General features: G+C 70.3%; 14 protein-coding genes. 10 read left to right on the top strand and 4 right to left on the bottom strand.

The window, feature by feature from the left end:
* Window positions 1-5 precede the first annotated feature (5 nt).
* Together ACZ6Z4_RS19890 and ACZ6Z4_RS19885 are read left to right on the top strand one after the other, a co-directional pair.
* Window positions 6-1,028, top strand: a complete 1,023-nt coding sequence (locus tag ACZ6Z4_RS19890; RefSeq protein ID WP_465566086.1) for a sialidase family protein — start codon at window positions 6-8, stop codon at window positions 1,026-1,028.
* Window positions 1,029-1,116: 88 nt separating this feature from the next.
* The gene (locus ACZ6Z4_RS19885; RefSeq protein WP_465566084.1) at window positions 1,117-1,686 is read left to right on the top strand and encodes a phosphoribosyltransferase family protein; all 570 of its coding nucleotides are present in this window, start codon (window positions 1,117-1,119) and stop codon (window positions 1,684-1,686) included.
* Between the two features lie 40 nt (window positions 1,687-1,726).
* Here ACZ6Z4_RS19885 and ACZ6Z4_RS19880 read toward each other — a convergent pair whose 3' ends face one another.
* Window positions 1,727-2,206: a GNAT family N-acetyltransferase gene (locus tag ACZ6Z4_RS19880; protein ID WP_363669820.1), complete on the bottom strand. Its 480-nt coding sequence runs from the start codon at window positions 2,204-2,206 to the stop codon at window positions 1,727-1,729.
* Window positions 2,207-2,435: 229 nt separating this feature from the next.
* Here ACZ6Z4_RS19880 and dnaK point away from each other — a divergent pair, with 229 nt between their 5' ends.
* The 5 genes from dnaK to ACZ6Z4_RS19855 all read left to right on the top strand — a co-directional run bounded on the left by dnaK (window position 2,436) and on the right by ACZ6Z4_RS19855 (window position 7,362).
* The gene (gene dnaK / locus ACZ6Z4_RS19875; RefSeq protein ID WP_465566794.1) at window positions 2,436-4,310 is read left to right on the top strand and encodes a molecular chaperone DnaK; all 1,875 of its coding nucleotides are present in this window, start codon (window positions 2,436-2,438) and stop codon (window positions 4,308-4,310) included.
* Window positions 4,307-5,014 (top strand): nucleotide exchange factor GrpE, encoded by a 708-nt coding sequence (gene grpE, locus ACZ6Z4_RS19870; RefSeq protein WP_465566079.1) that lies wholly within the window; start codon window positions 4,307-4,309, stop codon window positions 5,012-5,014. The genes dnaK and grpE overlap by 4 nt, the downstream gene beginning before the upstream one ends.
* Window positions 5,015-5,035: 21 nt before the next feature.
* Complete coding sequence (dnaJ, locus tag ACZ6Z4_RS19865; RefSeq protein WP_363669816.1) at window positions 5,036-6,217, top strand: molecular chaperone DnaJ; 1,182 nt, start codon at window positions 5,036-5,038, stop codon at window positions 6,215-6,217.
* Complete coding sequence (locus ACZ6Z4_RS19860) at window positions 6,217-6,687, top strand: heat shock protein transcriptional repressor HspR (RefSeq protein ID WP_465566076.1); 471 nt, start codon at window positions 6,217-6,219, stop codon at window positions 6,685-6,687. Before dnaJ ends, ACZ6Z4_RS19860 begins: the two co-directional genes overlap by 1 nt.
* A 123-nt stretch (window positions 6,688-6,810) precedes the next feature.
* Complete coding sequence (locus ACZ6Z4_RS19855; RefSeq protein WP_363669813.1) at window positions 6,811-7,362, top strand: GNAT family N-acetyltransferase; 552 nt, start codon at window positions 6,811-6,813, stop codon at window positions 7,360-7,362.
* Here ACZ6Z4_RS19855 and ACZ6Z4_RS19850 read toward each other — a convergent pair.
* Window positions 7,314-8,444, bottom strand: a complete 1,131-nt coding sequence (locus ACZ6Z4_RS19850) for a glycosyltransferase 87 family protein (RefSeq protein ID WP_465566068.1) — start codon at window positions 8,442-8,444, stop codon at window positions 7,314-7,316. The two genes, ACZ6Z4_RS19855 and ACZ6Z4_RS19850, sit on opposite strands and share 49 nt — an antisense overlap.
* On the bottom strand, window positions 8,434-9,633 hold the full coding sequence (locus ACZ6Z4_RS19845) for a glycosyltransferase 87 family protein (protein WP_465566065.1): 1,200 nt from the start codon (window positions 9,631-9,633) through the stop codon (window positions 8,434-8,436). Before ACZ6Z4_RS19845 ends, ACZ6Z4_RS19850 begins: the two co-directional genes overlap by 11 nt.
* A gap of 143 nt (window positions 9,634-9,776) precedes the next feature.
* Between ACZ6Z4_RS19845 and ACZ6Z4_RS19840 the strand changes: the two genes are divergently transcribed.
* From ACZ6Z4_RS19840 to ACZ6Z4_RS19830, 3 genes are read left to right on the top strand one after another with little or no spacing between them, the layout of a single operon-like run.
* Entirely contained in the window at window positions 9,777-11,552 is a 1,776-nt protein-coding gene (locus ACZ6Z4_RS19840; RefSeq protein WP_465566062.1) for a sensor histidine kinase, read from the top strand.
* On the top strand, window positions 11,549-13,438 hold the full coding sequence (locus tag ACZ6Z4_RS19835; RefSeq protein WP_465566059.1) for a sensor histidine kinase: 1,890 nt from the start codon (window positions 11,549-11,551) through the stop codon (window positions 13,436-13,438). The genes ACZ6Z4_RS19840 and ACZ6Z4_RS19835 overlap by 4 nt, the downstream gene beginning before the upstream one ends.
* On the top strand, window positions 13,435-14,112 hold the full coding sequence (locus ACZ6Z4_RS19830; RefSeq protein ID WP_363669802.1) for a response regulator transcription factor: 678 nt from the start codon (window positions 13,435-13,437) through the stop codon (window positions 14,110-14,112). The genes ACZ6Z4_RS19835 and ACZ6Z4_RS19830 overlap by 4 nt, the downstream gene beginning before the upstream one ends.
* On the opposite strand, the gene ACZ6Z4_RS19825 is transcribed toward ACZ6Z4_RS19830, so the two are convergent.
* A complete protein-coding gene (locus ACZ6Z4_RS19825) occupies window positions 14,094-17,726 on the bottom strand; it encodes a S8 family peptidase (RefSeq protein ID WP_465566054.1) in 3,633 nt (1,210 codons plus the stop codon). The two genes, ACZ6Z4_RS19830 and ACZ6Z4_RS19825, sit on opposite strands and share 19 nt — an antisense overlap.
* Between the last annotated feature and the right edge of the window lie 85 nt (window positions 17,727-17,811).

Raw genomic sequence — 17,811 nt, 5'->3', positions numbered from 1 at the left:
GGTGCATGAGTCGCGTGGTGATTGCCCGAACCATTGCCGGTCAGCTGCCCTACTTCCCCAGCGCCATCCGCCTGGCCGACGGGCGGGTGCTGGTGGTGTGGCGGGAAGGGCTGGGGCACGTGCGGAGTATTGGGCGCATCGTCGTGGCCGAGAGCAGCGACGACGGGCGGACCTGGTCGGAGCCTCGGGTGGTCGTCGACACGCTCTCCGACGACCGGGACCCGATGCTGGTGCAGCTGGGCAACGGGGACATTCTGCTGAGCTTCTTCCAGATCGAGTGGGCGGTGCGGCCGTACACGTGTCCGGGGGTGTTCGTGGCTCGCTCGGTGGACGGGGGCGCTTCCTGGGGTGAGCCGGTGGCGGTGGGGTCCGCGATGGTGGATCACGAGACTGCCGAGGTGTGGCACAGCTTCCGGGCTGGGCACATCGTGGCGCACGGGCAGATCCTGGAGCTGCCGGGTGGGGACCTGCTGGCGCCGGTCTACGGGGTGTTCCCGGGGGACCGGAACCACTCGGCGAGCGTGGTGCGGTCGACAGATGGCGGGCTGACCTGGCCGGCGGCGCAGGAGGTCGTGCTGGGGCGTAGGGACGGGCGGGAGTACCAGGAGCCGGTGCTGACGTTGCTGCCGGGCGGACAGGTCGTGGCGCTGCTGCGGACCGACGAGGAGGCAGAGCTGGTCCGCAGCGACGACAACGGGATGACCTGGTCGGAGCCGGAGCTATGTGGGCTGCACGCTTCGTCGGCTGACACGTTGACGCTGTCGGACGGCGCTGTGCTGCTGGCGTTCGGGGACGTGTCGAAGCAGTTCAACCCGGGGCGGCCGACGGTGGCGACCATCATCGGCGATCCGCTGGGCCGGTGGGACCAGGACGCGCTGCGCGTGGTCATCGACGCGGGCCGGGACACGTTGGACCAGGCCAACCCAGCGGTCGTCGAGCTGCCCGGCGACGAGCTGCTGGTGATCAGCTACGACATCTTCACCCGGCAGATCGTCGGCGAGCTCCTGCCGAGGGCCGCGCTGCAGTGAACCGGCGCTGCCGTCACCCAGCGCTGCAGTAGGCCTGGCCCTGCATAAACCTGGTGCGCTCACCGGCCGACCTCGTCACCCTTGGAGGGTGACCAGGTCGGCAGTGCACCAGCAGGCCCGCGGCGGCGTCCGCGGGCAGCTGCGCGCTGCCCTCCGCTGGCGGCAGGACCGCGTGGACCGTTGGGCCGCCGCCGACCTCACCGGCTGGTGGCGCGACGCCGAGCTGCTCCGCGACCTCGGCCCTGCACTCGCCGGCCTGTACGACGAGCAGCCGACCGTCGTGGTCGGCCCGGTGTCGCGCGGTGCGATGGTCGGCGCCCTGACCGCCGCCGCGCTCGGCGTCGGGTTCGTGGAGGCACGCAAGGAGATCGCCCAGGCGACCGACAGCGACCAGTGGGTCTACCGGACCACCGGACCGGACTACCGCGACCGCAACCTGGTCTTCGGCTTCCGCCGGGGCCTGCTCCGGTCCGGCGACCAGGTGCTGATGGTCGACGACTGGGCGGACACCGGCGCGACCGCGCGCACGGTCCGGTCGCTGGTCGAGGACTGCGGCGCCCACTTCCTGGGCGCCGCCTGCATCGTGGACGGCCTCACCGATCCACGGCTGCGGCACGACCTGCCGCTGCGCGCGCTGCTCGACGTACGGACGCTCTAGCCAGGTCGCCTGTACGGCGTACTGCTGCAGCTCCTTCCGGCTAGGTCAGCTCCTTCGACAGCATCGCGCTGGTGGTGCCGTCGGGGCGCTGCAGCTTGCCGACCTCGACGAAGCCGCGGGCCGCGTGCAGGGCCAGCGACGGGATGTCCGGCGGGTCCGACTGGACGCGGCAGACCAGCCGGTCGAACGGCTTGGCGGCGCGCTCGACGGCGCGGTAGACGGAGGTGGCGATGCCCTGGCGGCGGTACGGCTCGGCGATCACCAGGCGGTCCAGGTAGAGGTAGCGGTCGGCGTAGGTGTCGGCGAACCACTGGAAGTCCAGGCCGTCGAACGCGGATCCGGGGGCGAAGGTGAGGACGAAGCCGGCGAGGTCGCCGTCCACGTCGACGACGGCGGCGTGGGCGGCGATCAGGCGCAGCCAGTCCAGCCGGTCGGGGCCAAGTCTGTCGAGGTGCTCCTCGGCGGCGTTGAGGGCGAGTACGGCGGCCTCGTCAACGGTGGACAGTGGGCGGAGTTTCACCTGGTCAGCCTCCCACGGCAAGCGCTTTCAGCGGCAGGGGTCGGATCAGGGCCGGACGGGGGTGAACCCGGAAATTCCGGGGCCGGGGTTGGGAATGACCTGAGGGTGGTGCAATGTTGAGCCAGGTGTACTCAAGTCTGCCGGATCGATGTCCGGAGAGGATTTGAAAGTTCGGTCACAGACCGGCAACATTGAGTCTGCATCACTCAACTTCGTGGAGGTAACGCACATGGCCCGCGCGGTCGGTATCGATCTCGGTACGACGAACTCCGTCATCGCCGTACTGGAAGGTGGCGAGCCCACCGTCATCCCCAACGCCGAAGGTGCCCGTACGACGCCCTCGGTCGTGGCCTTCGCCAAGAACGGCGAGGTCCTGGTCGGCGAGGTGGCCAAGCGCCAGGCCACCACGAACGTCGACCGTACGATCCGTTCGGTCAAGCGCCACATGGGCGAGGACTGGAACGTCTCGATCGACGGCAAGAAGTTCACCCCGCAGCAGATCAGCGCGTTCGTGCTGCAGAAGCTGAAGCGTGACGCCGAGGCGTACCTCGGGGAGCAGGTCACCGACGCGGTCATCACCGTGCCGGCCTACTTCTCCGACGCGCAGCGCCAGGCGACCAAGGAGGCCGGCGAGATCGCCGGCCTGAACGTGCACCGGATCGTCAACGAGCCGACCGCGGCCGCGCTGGCCTACGGCCTGGACAAGGGCACCGAGCAGACCATCCTGGTCTTCGACCTCGGTGGCGGCACCTTCGACGTGTCGCTGCTGGAGATCGGTGACGGCGTCTTCGAGGTGAAGGCCACCTCCGGTGACAACCACCTCGGTGGTGACGACTGGGACCTGCGCATCGTCCAGTGGCTGGTGACCCAGTTCAAGAACAAGAACGGCACCGACCTGTCCGGCGACAAGATGGCCATGCAGCGTCTGCAGGAGGCCGCCGAGAAGGCCAAGATCGAGCTGTCCAGCGCTGCTGAGACCTCCATCCACCTGCCGTACCTGAGCCTCACCGACTCCGGCCCGCTGCACCTGGAGGAGAAGCTCTCCCGCGCCGAGTTCCAGAAGCTCACCAACGACCTGCTCGAGCGCGCCCGCGCGCCGTTCAAGGCCGTCATCAAGGACGCCGGCATCGACGTCAGCAAGATCGACCACGTGATCCTGGTCGGCGGTTCGACCCGGATGCCGGCCGTCGCCGAGCTGGTCAAGGAGCTGACCGGTGGCAAGGACCCGAACAAGGGTGTGAACCCGGACGAGGTCGTCGCCGTCGGCGCCTCCCTGCAGGCCGGTGTGCTGAAGGGTGAGGTCAAGGACGTCCTGCTGCTCGACGTGACCCCGCTGAGCCTGGGCATCGAGACCAAGGGTGGCGTGTTCACCAAGATCATCGAGCGCAACACCACGATCCCGACCAAGGGCTCGGAGATCTTCACCACGGCCGAGGACAACCAGCCGTCGGTGATGATCCAGGTCTACCAGGGCGAGCGCGAGATGGCCCGCGACAACAAGTCGCTGGGCAACTTCGAGCTGACCGGCCTGCCGCCGGCGCCGCGCAACGTGCCGCAGATCGAGGTCACCTTCGACATCGACGCGAACGGCATCGTGCACGTCAACGCCAAGGACCTGGCCACCGGCAAGGAGCAGCGGATGACGGTGACCGGTGGCTCCGCGCTGCCGAAGACCGACATCGACCAGATGGTCCGCGACGCCGAGCAGTACGCCGAGGAGGACCGCCTGCGCCGCGAGGCCGTGGAGTCCCGCAACCAGGCGGAGGGCTTGGTCTACCAGACCGAGAAGTTCCTCGAGGAGAACGAGGACAAGATCCCCGACGACGTCAAGACCGAGGTCAAGGACGGCGTCGCGGAGCTGAAGAAGGCGCTCGAGGGTGACGACGCCGAGGTGATCAAGACCGCCTCGGAGAAGCTCGCCCAGTCCAGCCAGAAGATGGGTGCCGCGATGTACGCGAACGCCCAGGCGGCCGGCGACGGCGCGGCCCAGGACGGCCCGTCCGACGGTGACGCGACCCCGAACAACGACGACGACGGTGTCGTCGACGCCGAGATCGTGGACGAGGACCGTCCGCAGGACACCAAGCCCGAGGACACCAAGTGACCGATCGTCCGACCGGCCCTGGCAGCGAGTTCGGCGACGGGGACCCCGTCGTCCGCGACAAGCGCCGGATCGACCCGGAGACCGGCAACCTGCGGGAGCCCGGCGAGCCCGTCTCGCCGGCCCCCGCGGGGGGTGCGGCACCAGGAATGCCCGGTACGCCGGGCGCCCAGCCGCCGCGCGACCCGTCCGACCTGATCGGCCCGTCGGCCCAGGAGGCCCTGCTGACCGAGGCGCTCGCCGAGCGTACGGCCGACCTGCAGCGCCTGCAGGCGGAGTACGTGAACTACAAGCGCCGGGTCGACCGGGACCGCGAGGCGAACCGCGAGGTCGTGATCGGCTCGGTGCTGACCGAGCTGCTGCAGACCCTCGACGACGTCGGCCGGGCCCGTGAGGCCGGTGAGCTGGAGGGCGCGTTCAAGGCGGTCGCGGAGTCGCTGGAGCGGGTCACCGAGAAGCTCGGCCTGGTCAAGTACGGCGAGGTCGGCGACGCCTTCGACCCGCGCATCCACGAGGCGCTGCTGCACAACTACTCCGACGAGGTCGACGGACCGACCGCGACGCTGGTCATGCAGCCGGGCTACCGGCTGGGTGAGCGGATCCTGCGGGCGGCCCGGGTGGCGGTGTCGGAACCGACCGAGCAGCTGCCGGGGGCAGAAGGCAACGATGACGACAACGACCAGGCAACTGACAAGCCTGCGGAGTAAACGGCGGGAGGTGGGACGTCGATGAGTACGAAAGACTGGTTGGAGAAGGACTTCTACAAGGTGCTCGGCGTCTCCAAGACCGCCGAGGCCGACGAGATCAAGAAGTCGTACCGCAAGCTGGCGCGTAAGTACCACCCGGACTCCAACGCCGGGGACGCGTCGGCGGAGGCGAAGTTCAAGGAGGTCTCCGAGGCCTATGACGTCGTCGGCGACGCCAAGAAGCGCAAGGAGTACGACGAGGCGCGGCGGCTGTTCGGCAGCGGCGGTTTCCGGATGCCGGGCAGCGGCGGCGGTACGCAGGGCGGCGGCTTCGGCTTCGACGTCGGTGACCTGTTCAACCGCGGCGGCGCGAGCTCCGGCAGCGCCGGCGGCGGCCTGGGCGACATCCTGGGCGGCATGTTCGGCGGTGGTGGCCGCACGACGACCACCACCTCGACCGCGCGGCCGCGCCGGGGTGCCGACATCGAGACCGAGGCGACGATCGAGTTCGGCGAGGCCGTCAACGGCGTCACCGTGGCGCTCCGGATGACCAGCGACGAACCCTGCAAGACCTGTCGCGGGACCGGCGCGAAGTACGGCACCGTGCCGAAGGTCTGCCTGAAGTGCGAAGGCACCGGCATGCAGACCTCCGTCCAGGGCGGCGTCTTCGCGATGACCGAGCCCTGCACCGAGTGCAAGGGCCGCGGTCTGGTCGTCGACCAGCCGTGCGAGACCTGCCACGGCTCCGGCCGCGGCCAGTCGAGCAAGACCATGCAGGTCCGCATCCCCGCGGGCGTGCAGCACGACCAGCGGATCCGGCTCAAGGGCAAGGGCGCGGCCGGCGAACGGGGTGGCCCCGCGGGCGACCTCTACGTCACCGTGCACGTCACCCCGCACCGGATCTTCGGCCGTCAGGGTGAGCACCTGACCCTCGCGGTACCGGTCAGCTTCACCGAGGCCGCGCTGGGCGCCGAGATCAAGGTCCCGACGCTCGACGGTCTGCCGGTGACGGTCCGCATCCCCGCCGGTACGGCGAACGGCAGCAAGCTGCGCGTCCGTGGCAAGGGATCGGTCCGCCGCGACGGCAGCAAGGGTGACCTGCTGCTGACGCTGGAGGTGCAGGTGCCGCACGAGCTGACCGACGAGCAGCGCGAGAAGCTGCAGGAGTTCAGCTCGGCGGCGGACCAGCCTGATCTGCGGGCCGGGTTGTTCGGGAGCGCGTGATGGCCCCCGGAGCAAGCAGCCGGCCGTTCGGCCAGGTGCCGACCTGGGACGACCGCACCCCGATCTACGTGATCTCGGTGGCGGCCCAGCTGGCCGGCATGCACCCGCAGACCCTGCGTCAGTACGACCGTCTGGGCCTGGTGGTCCCGAGCCGCGCCAGCGGCCGGGGCCGCCGGTACTCGGCGTACGACGTGGCCCGCCTGCGCTACGTCCAGCACCTGTCGCAGGAGGAGGGCGTGAACCTGGCCGGCATCCGGCACATCCTGGAGCTGCAGTCCGAGGTCGAGGGCCTGCGGCACCGGGTGAACCAGTTGCTGGCCGAGGTGCAGCGGGGCGTCGGGGTCTCCCGGCGCTCGACGGCCAGCCGGGTGTTCTCGGCCGGTCCCGCCGGCGACGTGATCGCGATGGGCCGCCAGCAGACGACGACACGGTGGATCCGCACCGAGCCGCTGGAGATCGGCCCGCGCTGATCTCGTTTTCGTTGCACGAAGCCCGGTCCGGGGACTCCTGGACCGGGCTTCTTGCGGTCCGGAGTCGCGAGATGTTCATATTTCGCCTCTTGCCGTCCGGGCGCGGCCGATTACCGTGGAGTGGTGACGGTGACTCTGGAGACTGAGCGGCTGCTGATCCGGGACTGGGTCGAGGGGGACGCGGAGGCCGCGCTGGAGATCTACGGCGCGGCGGACGTGGCGCAGTGGTTGTCCCCGGCCATCGAGCAGGTGGCCGACGAGGCGACGATGCGGATGGTGCTCGGCGCCTGGATCGAGGCCCAGCCGAACTTCGTGGTGCCGGCCGGCCGCTGGGCGGTCGTGCGCAAGGACACCGGCGAGGTGATCGGCGGGATGCTGATCCGGCTGCTGCCGCCGTACGAGGAGGACCTGGAGATCGGCTGGCAGCTCAAGCCGGCCGCCTGGGGGCAGGGCTTCGCGAGCGAGGCGAGCCGGGCGCTGATGAAGTGGGCGTTCGACGACGCCGACACCGACGAGCTGTACGCGGTCGCGCGGCCGCACAACAAGCGGGCGATCGCGACCGCGCAGCGGCTCGGGATGGAGTGGGTCGGCGAGACCGACAAGTACTACGACCTCAACCTGCAGGTCTACCGGATCAGGGCGGCCGACTTCCTGTCACCCAGCAGCACGCTCTGACCGATCAGGAACGCGACACCGACCAGCACGTACGCCGAACCGATGACGTGCTCGGGCAACGACCAGTCGCGGCCTTCCGCGGCCAGGAGCGTGTGCGGGCCGACGACGAAGATCGCCAGGACCAGTGCCGCGGCCCAGCGTTTGGTCAGCAAGAGCACCGCAGGAGCGATCCACACCCAGTGGTGCGACCAGCTGACCGGTGAAGCGAGCAGACCCCAGACAGCAACGGCCAGCAGCGCGGTGACGTCGTTGCCCTCGGCCCTGCGCCTGCGGGCGACCAGCCAGGTCAGCGCGCCGCTCGCTGCCACCAGCGCGAGCCACACCACGGTCCGGGCCGGCCCCTCTTCCATGACCCGCGCCAGCACGGCCTGGAAGCACTGGTTGAACGCGTACGTCGCCCCGCCGATCCGGTCCGGGTCGAACAGCACCCCGAACCAGTAGTCCTTCGAGTCACCCGGTGCGAGCGCCCAGGCCAGCAGCGTGAGCCCGGCGAAGCTCCACGCCGACACAGCCGCCGAGCGGTAGTCACGGCGTGCCAGGAAGAACACCACGAACACAGCCGGGGTCAACTTGATCGCAGCGGCCAGACCGACCAGGAGGCCGCGCGGCCACCGGCTGCTCGGCAGCAGGCAGTCCAGCGCGACCAGGCCCATCAGGATCAGGTTGACCTGGCCGAAACCGATCGTGGACCGCACTGGTTCCAGCGCCATCGCCAGCACCGTGCCGGACAGTCCGATGACCACTGCGCGCCGGTTCCAGCCGTGCAGCCGGGCGCTGACCACCAGCAGGGTGGCGGCGAGCCCGGCGACGCTCGCCGAGTTCATCAGCAGCTCGGCGACGGCGAACGGTACGGCGTACAGGGCGGTGAAGAGGATCGCGGCGATCGGGGGATAGGTGAAGGGCAGCCGGATGCCGGGGACGAAGTCGGCGAAGCGCTCGGAGTACAGGCTGATGCCGTGCAGCCAGGCGTAGCCGCCGGTCCGGTAGACCTTCAGGTCCAGCGAACCGGCGTACAGGGTGTAGAGGACGGGCAGCAGGGCGACCAGCCCGGCCAGGACGAGGACGCGGCGCTCACGCAGCACGGCGACGCAGCCCGTAGAGCGCCAGGCCGATCGTGGCGACCGCACACAGGGCGTAGGAGTTGCCGGCCACCAGCTGGAGGCCGTGATGCGTGTACTCCTTGTCACCCAGGTACGGCGTGTGCCAGGGGAGGCCGAAGGCTGTCGTGACCAGCCAGGCGAGCGCCAGCCCACCCGCTGCCTTGCTGCGCAGGCGGTGAGCGTGGTGAACCAGTACGGCGATGATCGGCAGCGCCCAGACCCAGTGCCCGGTCCAGGAGATCGGCGACACCAGTACGCCGACCAGCGACGTCAGCAGCACCGACTCGAGGACCAGACCCTGCTCGTACGCCCTCTTGACGACGTAGAACCCCAGGACGACGGTGACCGCGACCGCCAGCATCCAGTACGGCGCGATGCCGTCGATCCCGCCGTTGACCCGGGCGAACACCCCGCGCCAGGCCTGGTTGCTGATGAAGTGCGTCGCGCCCGGCCGGCTCGGGTCGAAGATGTAGTGGCCCCAGAACTGCCGGGAGGCGTCCGGCATCGCGATCGTGCCGGCCACCATCGTGCCGACCGTCGCGGCGGCGGCCGTGCCCGCTTCGCGGTAGCGGCGGGTGACGAGCAGGTAGACGATGAAGATGCCCGGCGTCAGCTTGATCCCGGTCACGACGCCGACCAGGACGCCGCGGAACCTCGGCGGCAGGTGCCCGAGCAGGTCGACCAGCAGCAGCGCGGTGAGGATCAGGTTCACCTGGCCGAGGTCGAAGGTGGAGCGGACCGGCTCCAGCGCCACTCCGGCGGCCCCGACGGCCATGCCGACCGCGGCGACCCGGTAGCGCGTCCACTGCGGCCGCAGTGCACGCAGGGTGACCATGCCGATCACCAGCAGGGCCGAGGCGTTCAGCAGCGACATCAGCACCCGGCCGCCCGGCGTACCGAGCAGGGCGACCGGCGCGAAGACCAGCGCGGCGAACGGTGGGTAGGTGAACCCGAGGGCCATGTCCTTCGGGTAGGCCAGGTGGGCGGTGTAGATGTCCTGGCCGTTCAGGAAGGCCTGCGCGGACACGACGTACACGCGCAGGTCGTACTGGAGCGAGATCGGCGACCAGTTCCACAGGCAGAGCGCCAGGAAGACGATGCCGGCGGCAACCAGAGCGAGGACCGGACGACGGGTCCGGACGGCTGGGCGAACGGGGGGACTGATGGTCATGGAATCGACCCTCGCCGCGCGGACCCCTCCGGCACATCGCCGCCGAGAGCCAGCTCCGGTCGCCGGTGCGAGTGACCCGCCACGCCGGGGGATCACTCCAAAGAGTGACGGCCCGGGACCCTGAGCACGCGCAGAATGGCGGAGTGACCGCTGAAGCCGTGCCCGCCGCGTCGCCGCGCCGCCGTGCGCTGCGGCCGCTGGTGGTGGACGTCGTGGTCGCGGCGGTCATCACGCTGGCGCTCGACAGCCTCTACGTGTGGATGGCGCCGCCCTGGAACTCGCTCTACCCGCCGCCGTCGACGGCGGCCCAGCTGGTCATGCTCTCGCCGCTCTCGCTGGTCCTGCTGCGCAGACGGCCCGAGGTGCCCGCGGTGGTGCTGGCGCTCGCCGCCTCCATCGCAGCGCCCGTCCTCGAGCCGGTTCCGGTGCTGGGCTGTGTCGCGTTGGCGATGTTCTTCCTGGGGCTCCGACGCTCCCGGCGGTACGCCGCGACGGTCGCGCTCGTCGTACTGGCGATTCCTGTCGTGCAGCAACATGTGCTGCCGTTCCGGTCCTTCGACTACCTGGACGTCGAGGCGTTGCCGACCTGGTCGTCGACGCTGATGGTCCTCGCCGTGCTGGCAGCGAGCGTGGCAGCCGGTGGCTACGTGCGCAGCACGAGCTGGGCATCCGCTGCCTTCGGCAACAAGCTGCTGCAGCTGCTGGACGACCCGGTCTTCCGGACCTGGATGGACGGCCTCGTGGCCGCCGGTCTGGTCGTGCTGATGGTCCGCGAGCTGCAGAACGCCCCGGTGGGCGGTGACTGGAGTGACGCTCAGCAGTGGGTCCTGCTGCTGACCGCTGCGGCGCCCGCCTCCCTGACACTGCGGCGCAGGATCCCCGAGATCCCGCTGGTGCTGCTGGCCTTCACCTGCCTGGTGATCTACCCGCTGGCCCAAACGCAGTGGGTGCTGCTCACCGCCTTCGCCCTGGCGCTCTACTCGATCGGTGTCCACCGCACCTGGTGGAAGTCCGCCCTGTACGCCGGTACGACGCTGATCGCGCTCCGCGTCATCAGCTGGCTCCTCCACGACGGCCCGTCGGCCCGGCTGGTCGTGGCCGACCTGTACTCCGTCGGCGACGACCGCACGGCCGAGCTGATGCAGCGCATCTGGCCGGTGTGGCTCTCCGCCTCGCTCGCACTGGCCTGGGCGATCGGGCTACTCACCCAGCTCGCCCTGCAGAACCGGCAGGCCGCCGAGCGCGAGGCGGTGCTGGTCCAGAAGAACCAGGAGCAGGAGCAGCTCCAGGTGCTGCTCGAAGGCCGCTCCCAGATCGCCCGGGACCTGCACGACGTGGTTGCGCACCACGTGAACCTGATCGTCATCCAGGCCGAGACCGGCCCGGACCTGATGCAGCGGGAGCGCGACGACGTACTGGCCGGGTTTCAGCGGATCGGTGACGCGGGCCGGAAGGCGCTGGGCGAGCTGGACCGGATGCTGTCCGCCCTGCGCGACGCCCATGGCATCCCCGACCCGGCGCTGACCCCGCAGCCCGGCCTGGCGGACCTTCGGACGCTCGTCGACGGGCTGGCCGATCAGAACCTGCCGGTGACGTTCGAGCTGCGCGGCTCTGCGGACGACGTACCAGCCGGGGTGCAGCTCACGGCGTACCGGCTGGTGCAGGAGGCGCTGACCAACGTGGTGAAGCACGCGGGGGCGAGCCGGGTGGCGGTGGTGGTCGAGGTGGCGCCGGAGAGCCTGACCACACGGGTCAGCGACGACGGAAAAGGCTTCGACCCAGCCCGTACGCCGGACGGCCGGCACGGGCTGACCGGCATGCGGGAGCGCGTCCGCATCCACGACGGGACGCTGCAGCTCGACACCTCTCCCGGCCGCGGGACCAGCGTCATCGCCTGGCTCCCGGTGGGGCAGCGGTGATCGCCGCGGTTCGGCGGCTGTTCGCGGACGCCACAGGCGACGTGGTGCTGGCGATCCTGGCGATCGGGCTGACCCAGGTCTGGGTGCTGCAGTCGACGGACGACTGGATCTACGCCCGGCTGGGCTTCCCGATCTTCGTCGTCGCGGTACCGGCGCTGATCGTGCTCTGCCGGATCGAGCCGGTGCTCGCGGCGGCTGGCCTGGCGGCCGGCGCGTTCGGGTCTCTGCTGATCGGCTACGTGAACTGGCCCGTCCTGGCCGGCTGCTGCCTCGCACTGTGGTGGCTGCCGGCCCGCTGCGACCGGCGGACCGTGGTGGTCTCCGTCGCCGGTGTGGTCCTACTGCCGTTCGCGGTGAACCTGATCCGGCTCGACCTGGTGTCGATCGCCCTGCCGAGGGTCTACGAGTCAGTGCGGGACGACAACGGTCAGGTGATCGGGGAGATGCTGGGGATCCCCGGCGCCCGTTTCGACCGGATCTACGACCTGGCCTGGCCCTGGTGGTACTCGGCGCTGCTCCTGCTCGTCGCTGTGGCCGGCTGGCTGTGGTGGTCGCGGCACCGCGCCGGGACCGACGTGAAGGCGGAGTGGCAGCGGCGGCAGGAGCTGGGCGCGTTCCTGCGTCGTCCTGACCGGGTGCTGGTGCTGGACGCCGTACTGGCTGCTGTCGCGTCGTCGTTCATCCTGCTGGACCTGGTCCGTGACGTGGCCAAGGACGGCAACTGGTGGACCGCTCCTGGCTGGATGCCGTACGCCGTCGCGTACTCCGCTCTCACGCTGGTACTGCGGCGCCGCTGGCCCGTCGTACCGGTGGTGGTGCTCGCGGTGAGCGCGCTGCTGACCTACTGGCAGACCTGGGACAGCTGGTCGGTGCTGGGAGCGCTCGGCCTGGCGCTGTACTCGCTGGCAGCCGGGCGGCTCAAGCTGCGCTGGGTGCTGGTGAGTGCTGTCAGCGTGCTGAGCGCCCTGCCGCTGATCGCGGTGCTGGTGCGCTACCAGCAGATGATCCTGATCTTCCCCGAGCTCGACGACCAGCCGTTCACCTTCGGCATCCCCGACGACGGCACCCTGCACAACACCGTGTACGACGCTCTGGTCGACCGGAAGTGGCCGGTGTCCCTGTCGCTGCTCCTGCTGCTCCCGCTGTCGCTGGGCCTCCTGGCCAGGCTGTACCGGCGCAACCGGGAGGCGTCGCAGCGAGAGGCGGTGCTGGAGCGCGCCGCCGCGGAACAGGACGCGGCACAGGTCGTGCTGACCGAGCGGTCGCACATCGCCAGGGACCTGCACGACGTGGTGGCGCACGCGGTGAACCTGATGGTGATCCAGGCCGAGACCGGGCCGGACCTGATCGCCCGGGGCGACCAGGACGTGCTGGCAGGTTTCCAGCGGATCGGTGACGCCGGCCGGCGAGCGCTGGGCGAGCTGGACCGGATGCTGTCGGCGCTGCGCGACGCTGACGGCGTACCGGATCCGGAGCTGACCCCGCAGCCCGGGCTGTCCGACCTGCGGCGGCTGGTGCAGGACGTGGCGCACGACGGGCTCACGGTGCAGCTGGACGTCCAGGGGGAGACGGAGCTGGCGCCGACCGGGCACCAGCTGGCGGCGTACCGGCTGGTGCAGGAGGCGTTGACGAACGTGGTGCGGCACGCGGAGGCGACCAAGGTGGTGGTGATGCTCGACGTACGGGCCGAGGAGCTGCGCGTGGAGGTGAGCGACGACGGGCACGGGTTCGACCCGGAGGTGGCCCGGGCCGGCGGCCGGCACGGCCTGGCCGGGATGCGGGAGCGGGTCCGGATCCATCACGGCACGCTGACCATCGACGCCGGCCCGGGACGCGGGACCACGGTCGCCGCCCGGATCCCTTTGACTGCTGAGGTTTCGCGATGATCAAGGTGATGGTGGTCGACGACCAGGACCTGGTCCGGGACGGGATCTCGATGATCCTGGACGGGCAGCCGGACATCGAGGTGGCCGCGCAGGCCGTCGACGGCGCCGACGCGATCCGGCAGGCGGCCGCGCTGCTCGACCTGCGGGTGGTGCTGATGGACGTCCGGATGCCGGTGATGGACGGGATCGAGGCGACCCGGCGGCTGGTCCAGGGCCCGAACCCGCCGAAGGTGGTGATCCTGACCACCTTCGACCTCGACGAGTACGTGTACGACGCGCTGCGTGCCGGGGCCAGCGGGTTCCTGCTGAAGCGGTCGTCCCGCGACGAGCTGATCAACGCGGTCCGGGTGATCGCCGACGGCGACGCGCTGCTGGCGCCACCGGTGACGCGGCGGCTGCTGGACCGCTTCGCCCGCAGCCGGCCGGACCCTGACGAGTCCGGCCGGCTGGACGAGCTGACCGCGCGCGAGCGCGAGGTCCTCCGATTGGTTGCCGAGGGCAACTCGAATGCGGAGATCGCCGCTGTTCTGCACCTGACCGAGCACACGGTCAAGACGCACGTCAGCCGGATGCTGACCAAGACCGGGCTGCGAGACCGGGTGCAGGCGGTGATCCTCGCCTACGACACCGGCCTCGTCGAGCCGCGGCCGCTGGATCAGCGGACCAGTCCGTAGGCCCGGGTCACCTCCTGCTCCAGGGTGTTGCCGTCGCTGTCCTGCGCGGACAGCTTGAGCGACGGCGCTTGGCCGGCCTGGCTGTTCGGGTGCGTGACCGTCGTGGTCCAGCCGTCGGCGGTCTGCTTCAGGGCGAGTGTGGTCCACGTGCTGCCGTCGTACGAGAGGGACAGCTTGGGCTCGGCGAACTTGGCTGTGCTCTGCGAACCGGTCTGGTGGTGCAGCTTCAGGGTGATGGGCGTCGGCTTGCCGGTGCGGACCTGGCTGCGGGCGTCGGCCTGCGGGACGTCCAGGTCGGCGCTGATGAACGGCATGACCTCGTCGGCGCCGCCCTTGCTCTTCCAGGTCCAGGTGGACTTCATCTGGGTGGAGTACTTCCAGTACTTGTTCTCCCGACGGGTGTCCAGCGTGGCCCGGTAGCTCGCGGCGTCGTCCGGGAGCTCCAGCCAGATCACGGTGTCCTCAGCAACGCCGACCTCCTCGCCGTTGCGCTCCAGCGTGAGCAGGCTGCCGCCGTTGTTGTACGGCGCTGCGTACTCCTGCTGGTGCTGGAACGGACTCACCTGGACCAGCAGGCCGCCCTCGGTCCGCATGACGCCCTGGACGCCATCAGGTAACCCGCTGACGAGTGCCGGGGCCAGCCAGCGCTCGCTGGTCCGCGTACCCGGCCGGTACGTCGCCGGAGCGCCGTGCGTCTCCATCGCCTCGCCGTCGTCGGTGTTGTTGTAGTAGACGCCGCTCTGCCAGGTCAGCCCGGTGTCGGCCTGGACGTAGGACGTCCGCTGGTACGGCGTGGCGAACGTCGGCACCAGCCAGCCGCCGAACTCGTTGCCGCCCGGTGTCAGCGTTCCCCGCGACTCCGACGTCTGCATGCCGTCGGTGTGGCTGCCGAACGTCTCGTCGACGCGCGCCAGCTGGTTGCGCTTGACCACGTGCGTTCCGGCGGCCGGGATCCGGTTCTTCCAGGGCTGCATGAGGTCGTAGACGTACGGCGTACTGGCGAGGCCGGTGAGTTCGACAGTCCTTGCGCCGCCCTTCAGCAGGGCCTGGGCGTTCGCCCGTGACGTGCGCATCGCCGGGATGGTGGCGTCCTGCTCGCCGTACGCCCAGTAGCTGAAGAGGCCGTTCATGCCGGGGACATCCGGGTTGTAGAGCAGCGCCGCGGCCGCACCGGCGTCCTCGGCGGCCCGGACGACCTGGCCGTTCCAGCGCGGGTCGGAGTCGCTGAGCTTGATCAGGGCGAGCTTGCCCTTGACGCCCTTCAGCTCCTCCGGGGTGGCCGTGCCGGCGTCGTACAGGGGGAGGGTCTTGGTGCCGGTGAAGCGCGGACCGAAGTAGAAGTCGAGCACCTCGATGTCTTTACCCTTGGCTTTGGCCTTGTACGGCGGCTGCTCGAGCCGCGCGCCGAGGGCGAACTCGGAGTTGCCGGTGGTGAGCTGGGTCGTCGGCGTCGCACTGGTCAGCCGGGCCGCGCCGGTCCAGGAGATGCCGGTGCCGCCGGTGGTCACGCCGTCCCCGTTCTTGACCACGAGACCCATCATGCGCTCCCTGGCCTGCAGGCCGGTGGCGCCCTGGGCGGTGACGTCGACCGGCTTGGCCTTGCGCGCGTCGAGCGTGACGGCGGAGTTCTTGCCGACGTGGATCTCGTTGCTGGACAGGACGGAGTACTCCTGCGCCCTGGTGTCGGTCGGGTTCGTGAAGAGCAGCGCCGAGACGACGTACCGGCCGGGTGCGAGCCGTGCGGTGGCCTTGCCGTCCTTGAGCGGCACGGTGTTGGCCGGTGTCGGGTCGCCGTCGAGACGGGCGATGTTGACCTCGGTCTGCGCGGCGCTGCCGTCCTTCGCGATGCCCTGGACGGCCAGGTCGTACATCTCGGGTTCGGCGTACCAGCCGAAGGTGGTGACGACCGGGTCGTTGTTGGCGGGCGTCGCGGTGATGCGGCCGGAGTACTTGCCGGCGCCTGCTGCGGCTCGGTCGAAGGTGACCGTGGCCTGCGCGCTGCCGTTGGCCGGTACGACGAGCTGCGTGGTGCTGAACGTCGGAGCCGCCTGTGCTGGGTCGATGGATGCGCTCAGCTGCAGCGTCACCGGCTGGGTGGTCGGGTTGGTGTAGGTGAGGACCTTGGCGAGCTGCTCCTTGGCGGGGAAGGGCCAGCGGAGGATGCCCAGCTCCAGCTCGCCGGTGTCGACCGTCACCGACTGGTCGGTGGCCTGGTCGGCGTCGACGCGGCCGGCGCCCTCCTCGTCGACCCTGGCCTGCTGCGGGTCGGCGGTGGAGATCAGCTGCGCCTTGAGCTGGTCAGCGTTCCAGTCCGGGTGCGCCTGGGCGACCAGGGCCGCCGTACCGGCGACGTGCGGGCTGGCCATCGACGTACCGCTGGCTGCGGTGTAGTTGTCGTCGACAGGCTCGCCCAGCTCGGTGCCGGCCGCCCGGGCGGCGACGATGCCGGTGCCGGGTGCGGACAGCTCGGGCTTGACGGCGCCGTCACCCGCGCGCGGGCCGCGGCAGGACCGGTTGCTCAGCGAGCCGTCGCGCTCGAGATTGCCGACCGCGAGGGCCTTGTCGGCCGCGCCGGGTGAGGTGATGCTGCCGGGCTGCGGAAAGAAGCAGTTGCCTGCAGCAACGACGAAGAGGGTGTCGCCGCTCAGCCGGTTGAGCGCCTGGGAGACGTCGTCGGTGCCGTCGGAGGGCTCCTGGCTGCCGAGGCTCAGGTTGACCACGTCGGCGCCCTGCGCGACCGCCCACTCCATCCCGGCGATGATGCCGGAGAAGCTGCCGGAGCCGGTGTCGTCGAGGACCTTGCCGACCAGCAGTGTGGCGTCCGGGGCGACGCCCTTGTACTTGCCGCCGGAGGCCGCGCCGGTGCCGGCCGCGATGCTCGCGACGTGCGTGCCGTGACCGTGGTGGTCGACCGTGTCAGCGGCGTCGGTGAAGTTCTGCTGGGCGCCGATCCGGCCGGTGAAGTCGGCGTGGTTCGGGTCGATCCCGGAGTCGAGGACGGCGATCTTGACGCCCTTGCCGGTCAGGCCGCGTTGCCAGGCGGCCGGACCGCCGATCTGCGGCACGCTCTCGTCGAGCTGGATCTTCACCTTGCGGTCCAGCGAGACCTTCTGGATGCCGGGCGTGCTGAGGAAGTCCCTGGCGCGGGCTTTGTCGACCTTGGCGGCGCGGGCGCCGATGCTGGTCAGCGCGCGCGAGCTCGTGACGCCTTTGAGCGCAGCCTTTTGGGCGTACCTGACGATGACGGGCAGGGTCTTCGTCGTCGCGTCGTCCTGCCCTTCGGCCAGCAGCGTGGTGACGTCGAACAGGGCGCGGTCGAGGCGTCCCGTCATGACGTCTTCGCGGGCAGCCTCCGGTACGACGTACGTGTGGCCGCCGCTGTAGGTGGTGACCGCGGCCGTCGAGCGGCTGGTCGGTCCTGGCTCGAACACGACGCGTTCCGGCCGGCCGGGGCGGCGGGTGACCTGGACGCGGTCGCCGGTGACGAGGGTGATCCGGGTGGTTGGTGGCGTGCCTTTGTCGGGAGTGGGCGGTTGAGCGGCAGTGGCGGTGGGTGGCAGCGCGCTCACGGTGAGCACGGTGGCCAGCACAGGGGCGATCCAGCGATGACGCAAGAGTCCTCCACAGGCAGAAAGCTGTCGTTCTGGAAGACGTGTTCCGCCTGCACATTGGTTCTGTCGGACGAAGGATTCGGCACTG

Source organism: Kribbella sp. NPDC104740, assembly GCF_055583505.1.
Note: the sequence above shows the minus strand (reverse complement) of the source record. Positions and strands in the feature narration are given on the sequence as shown.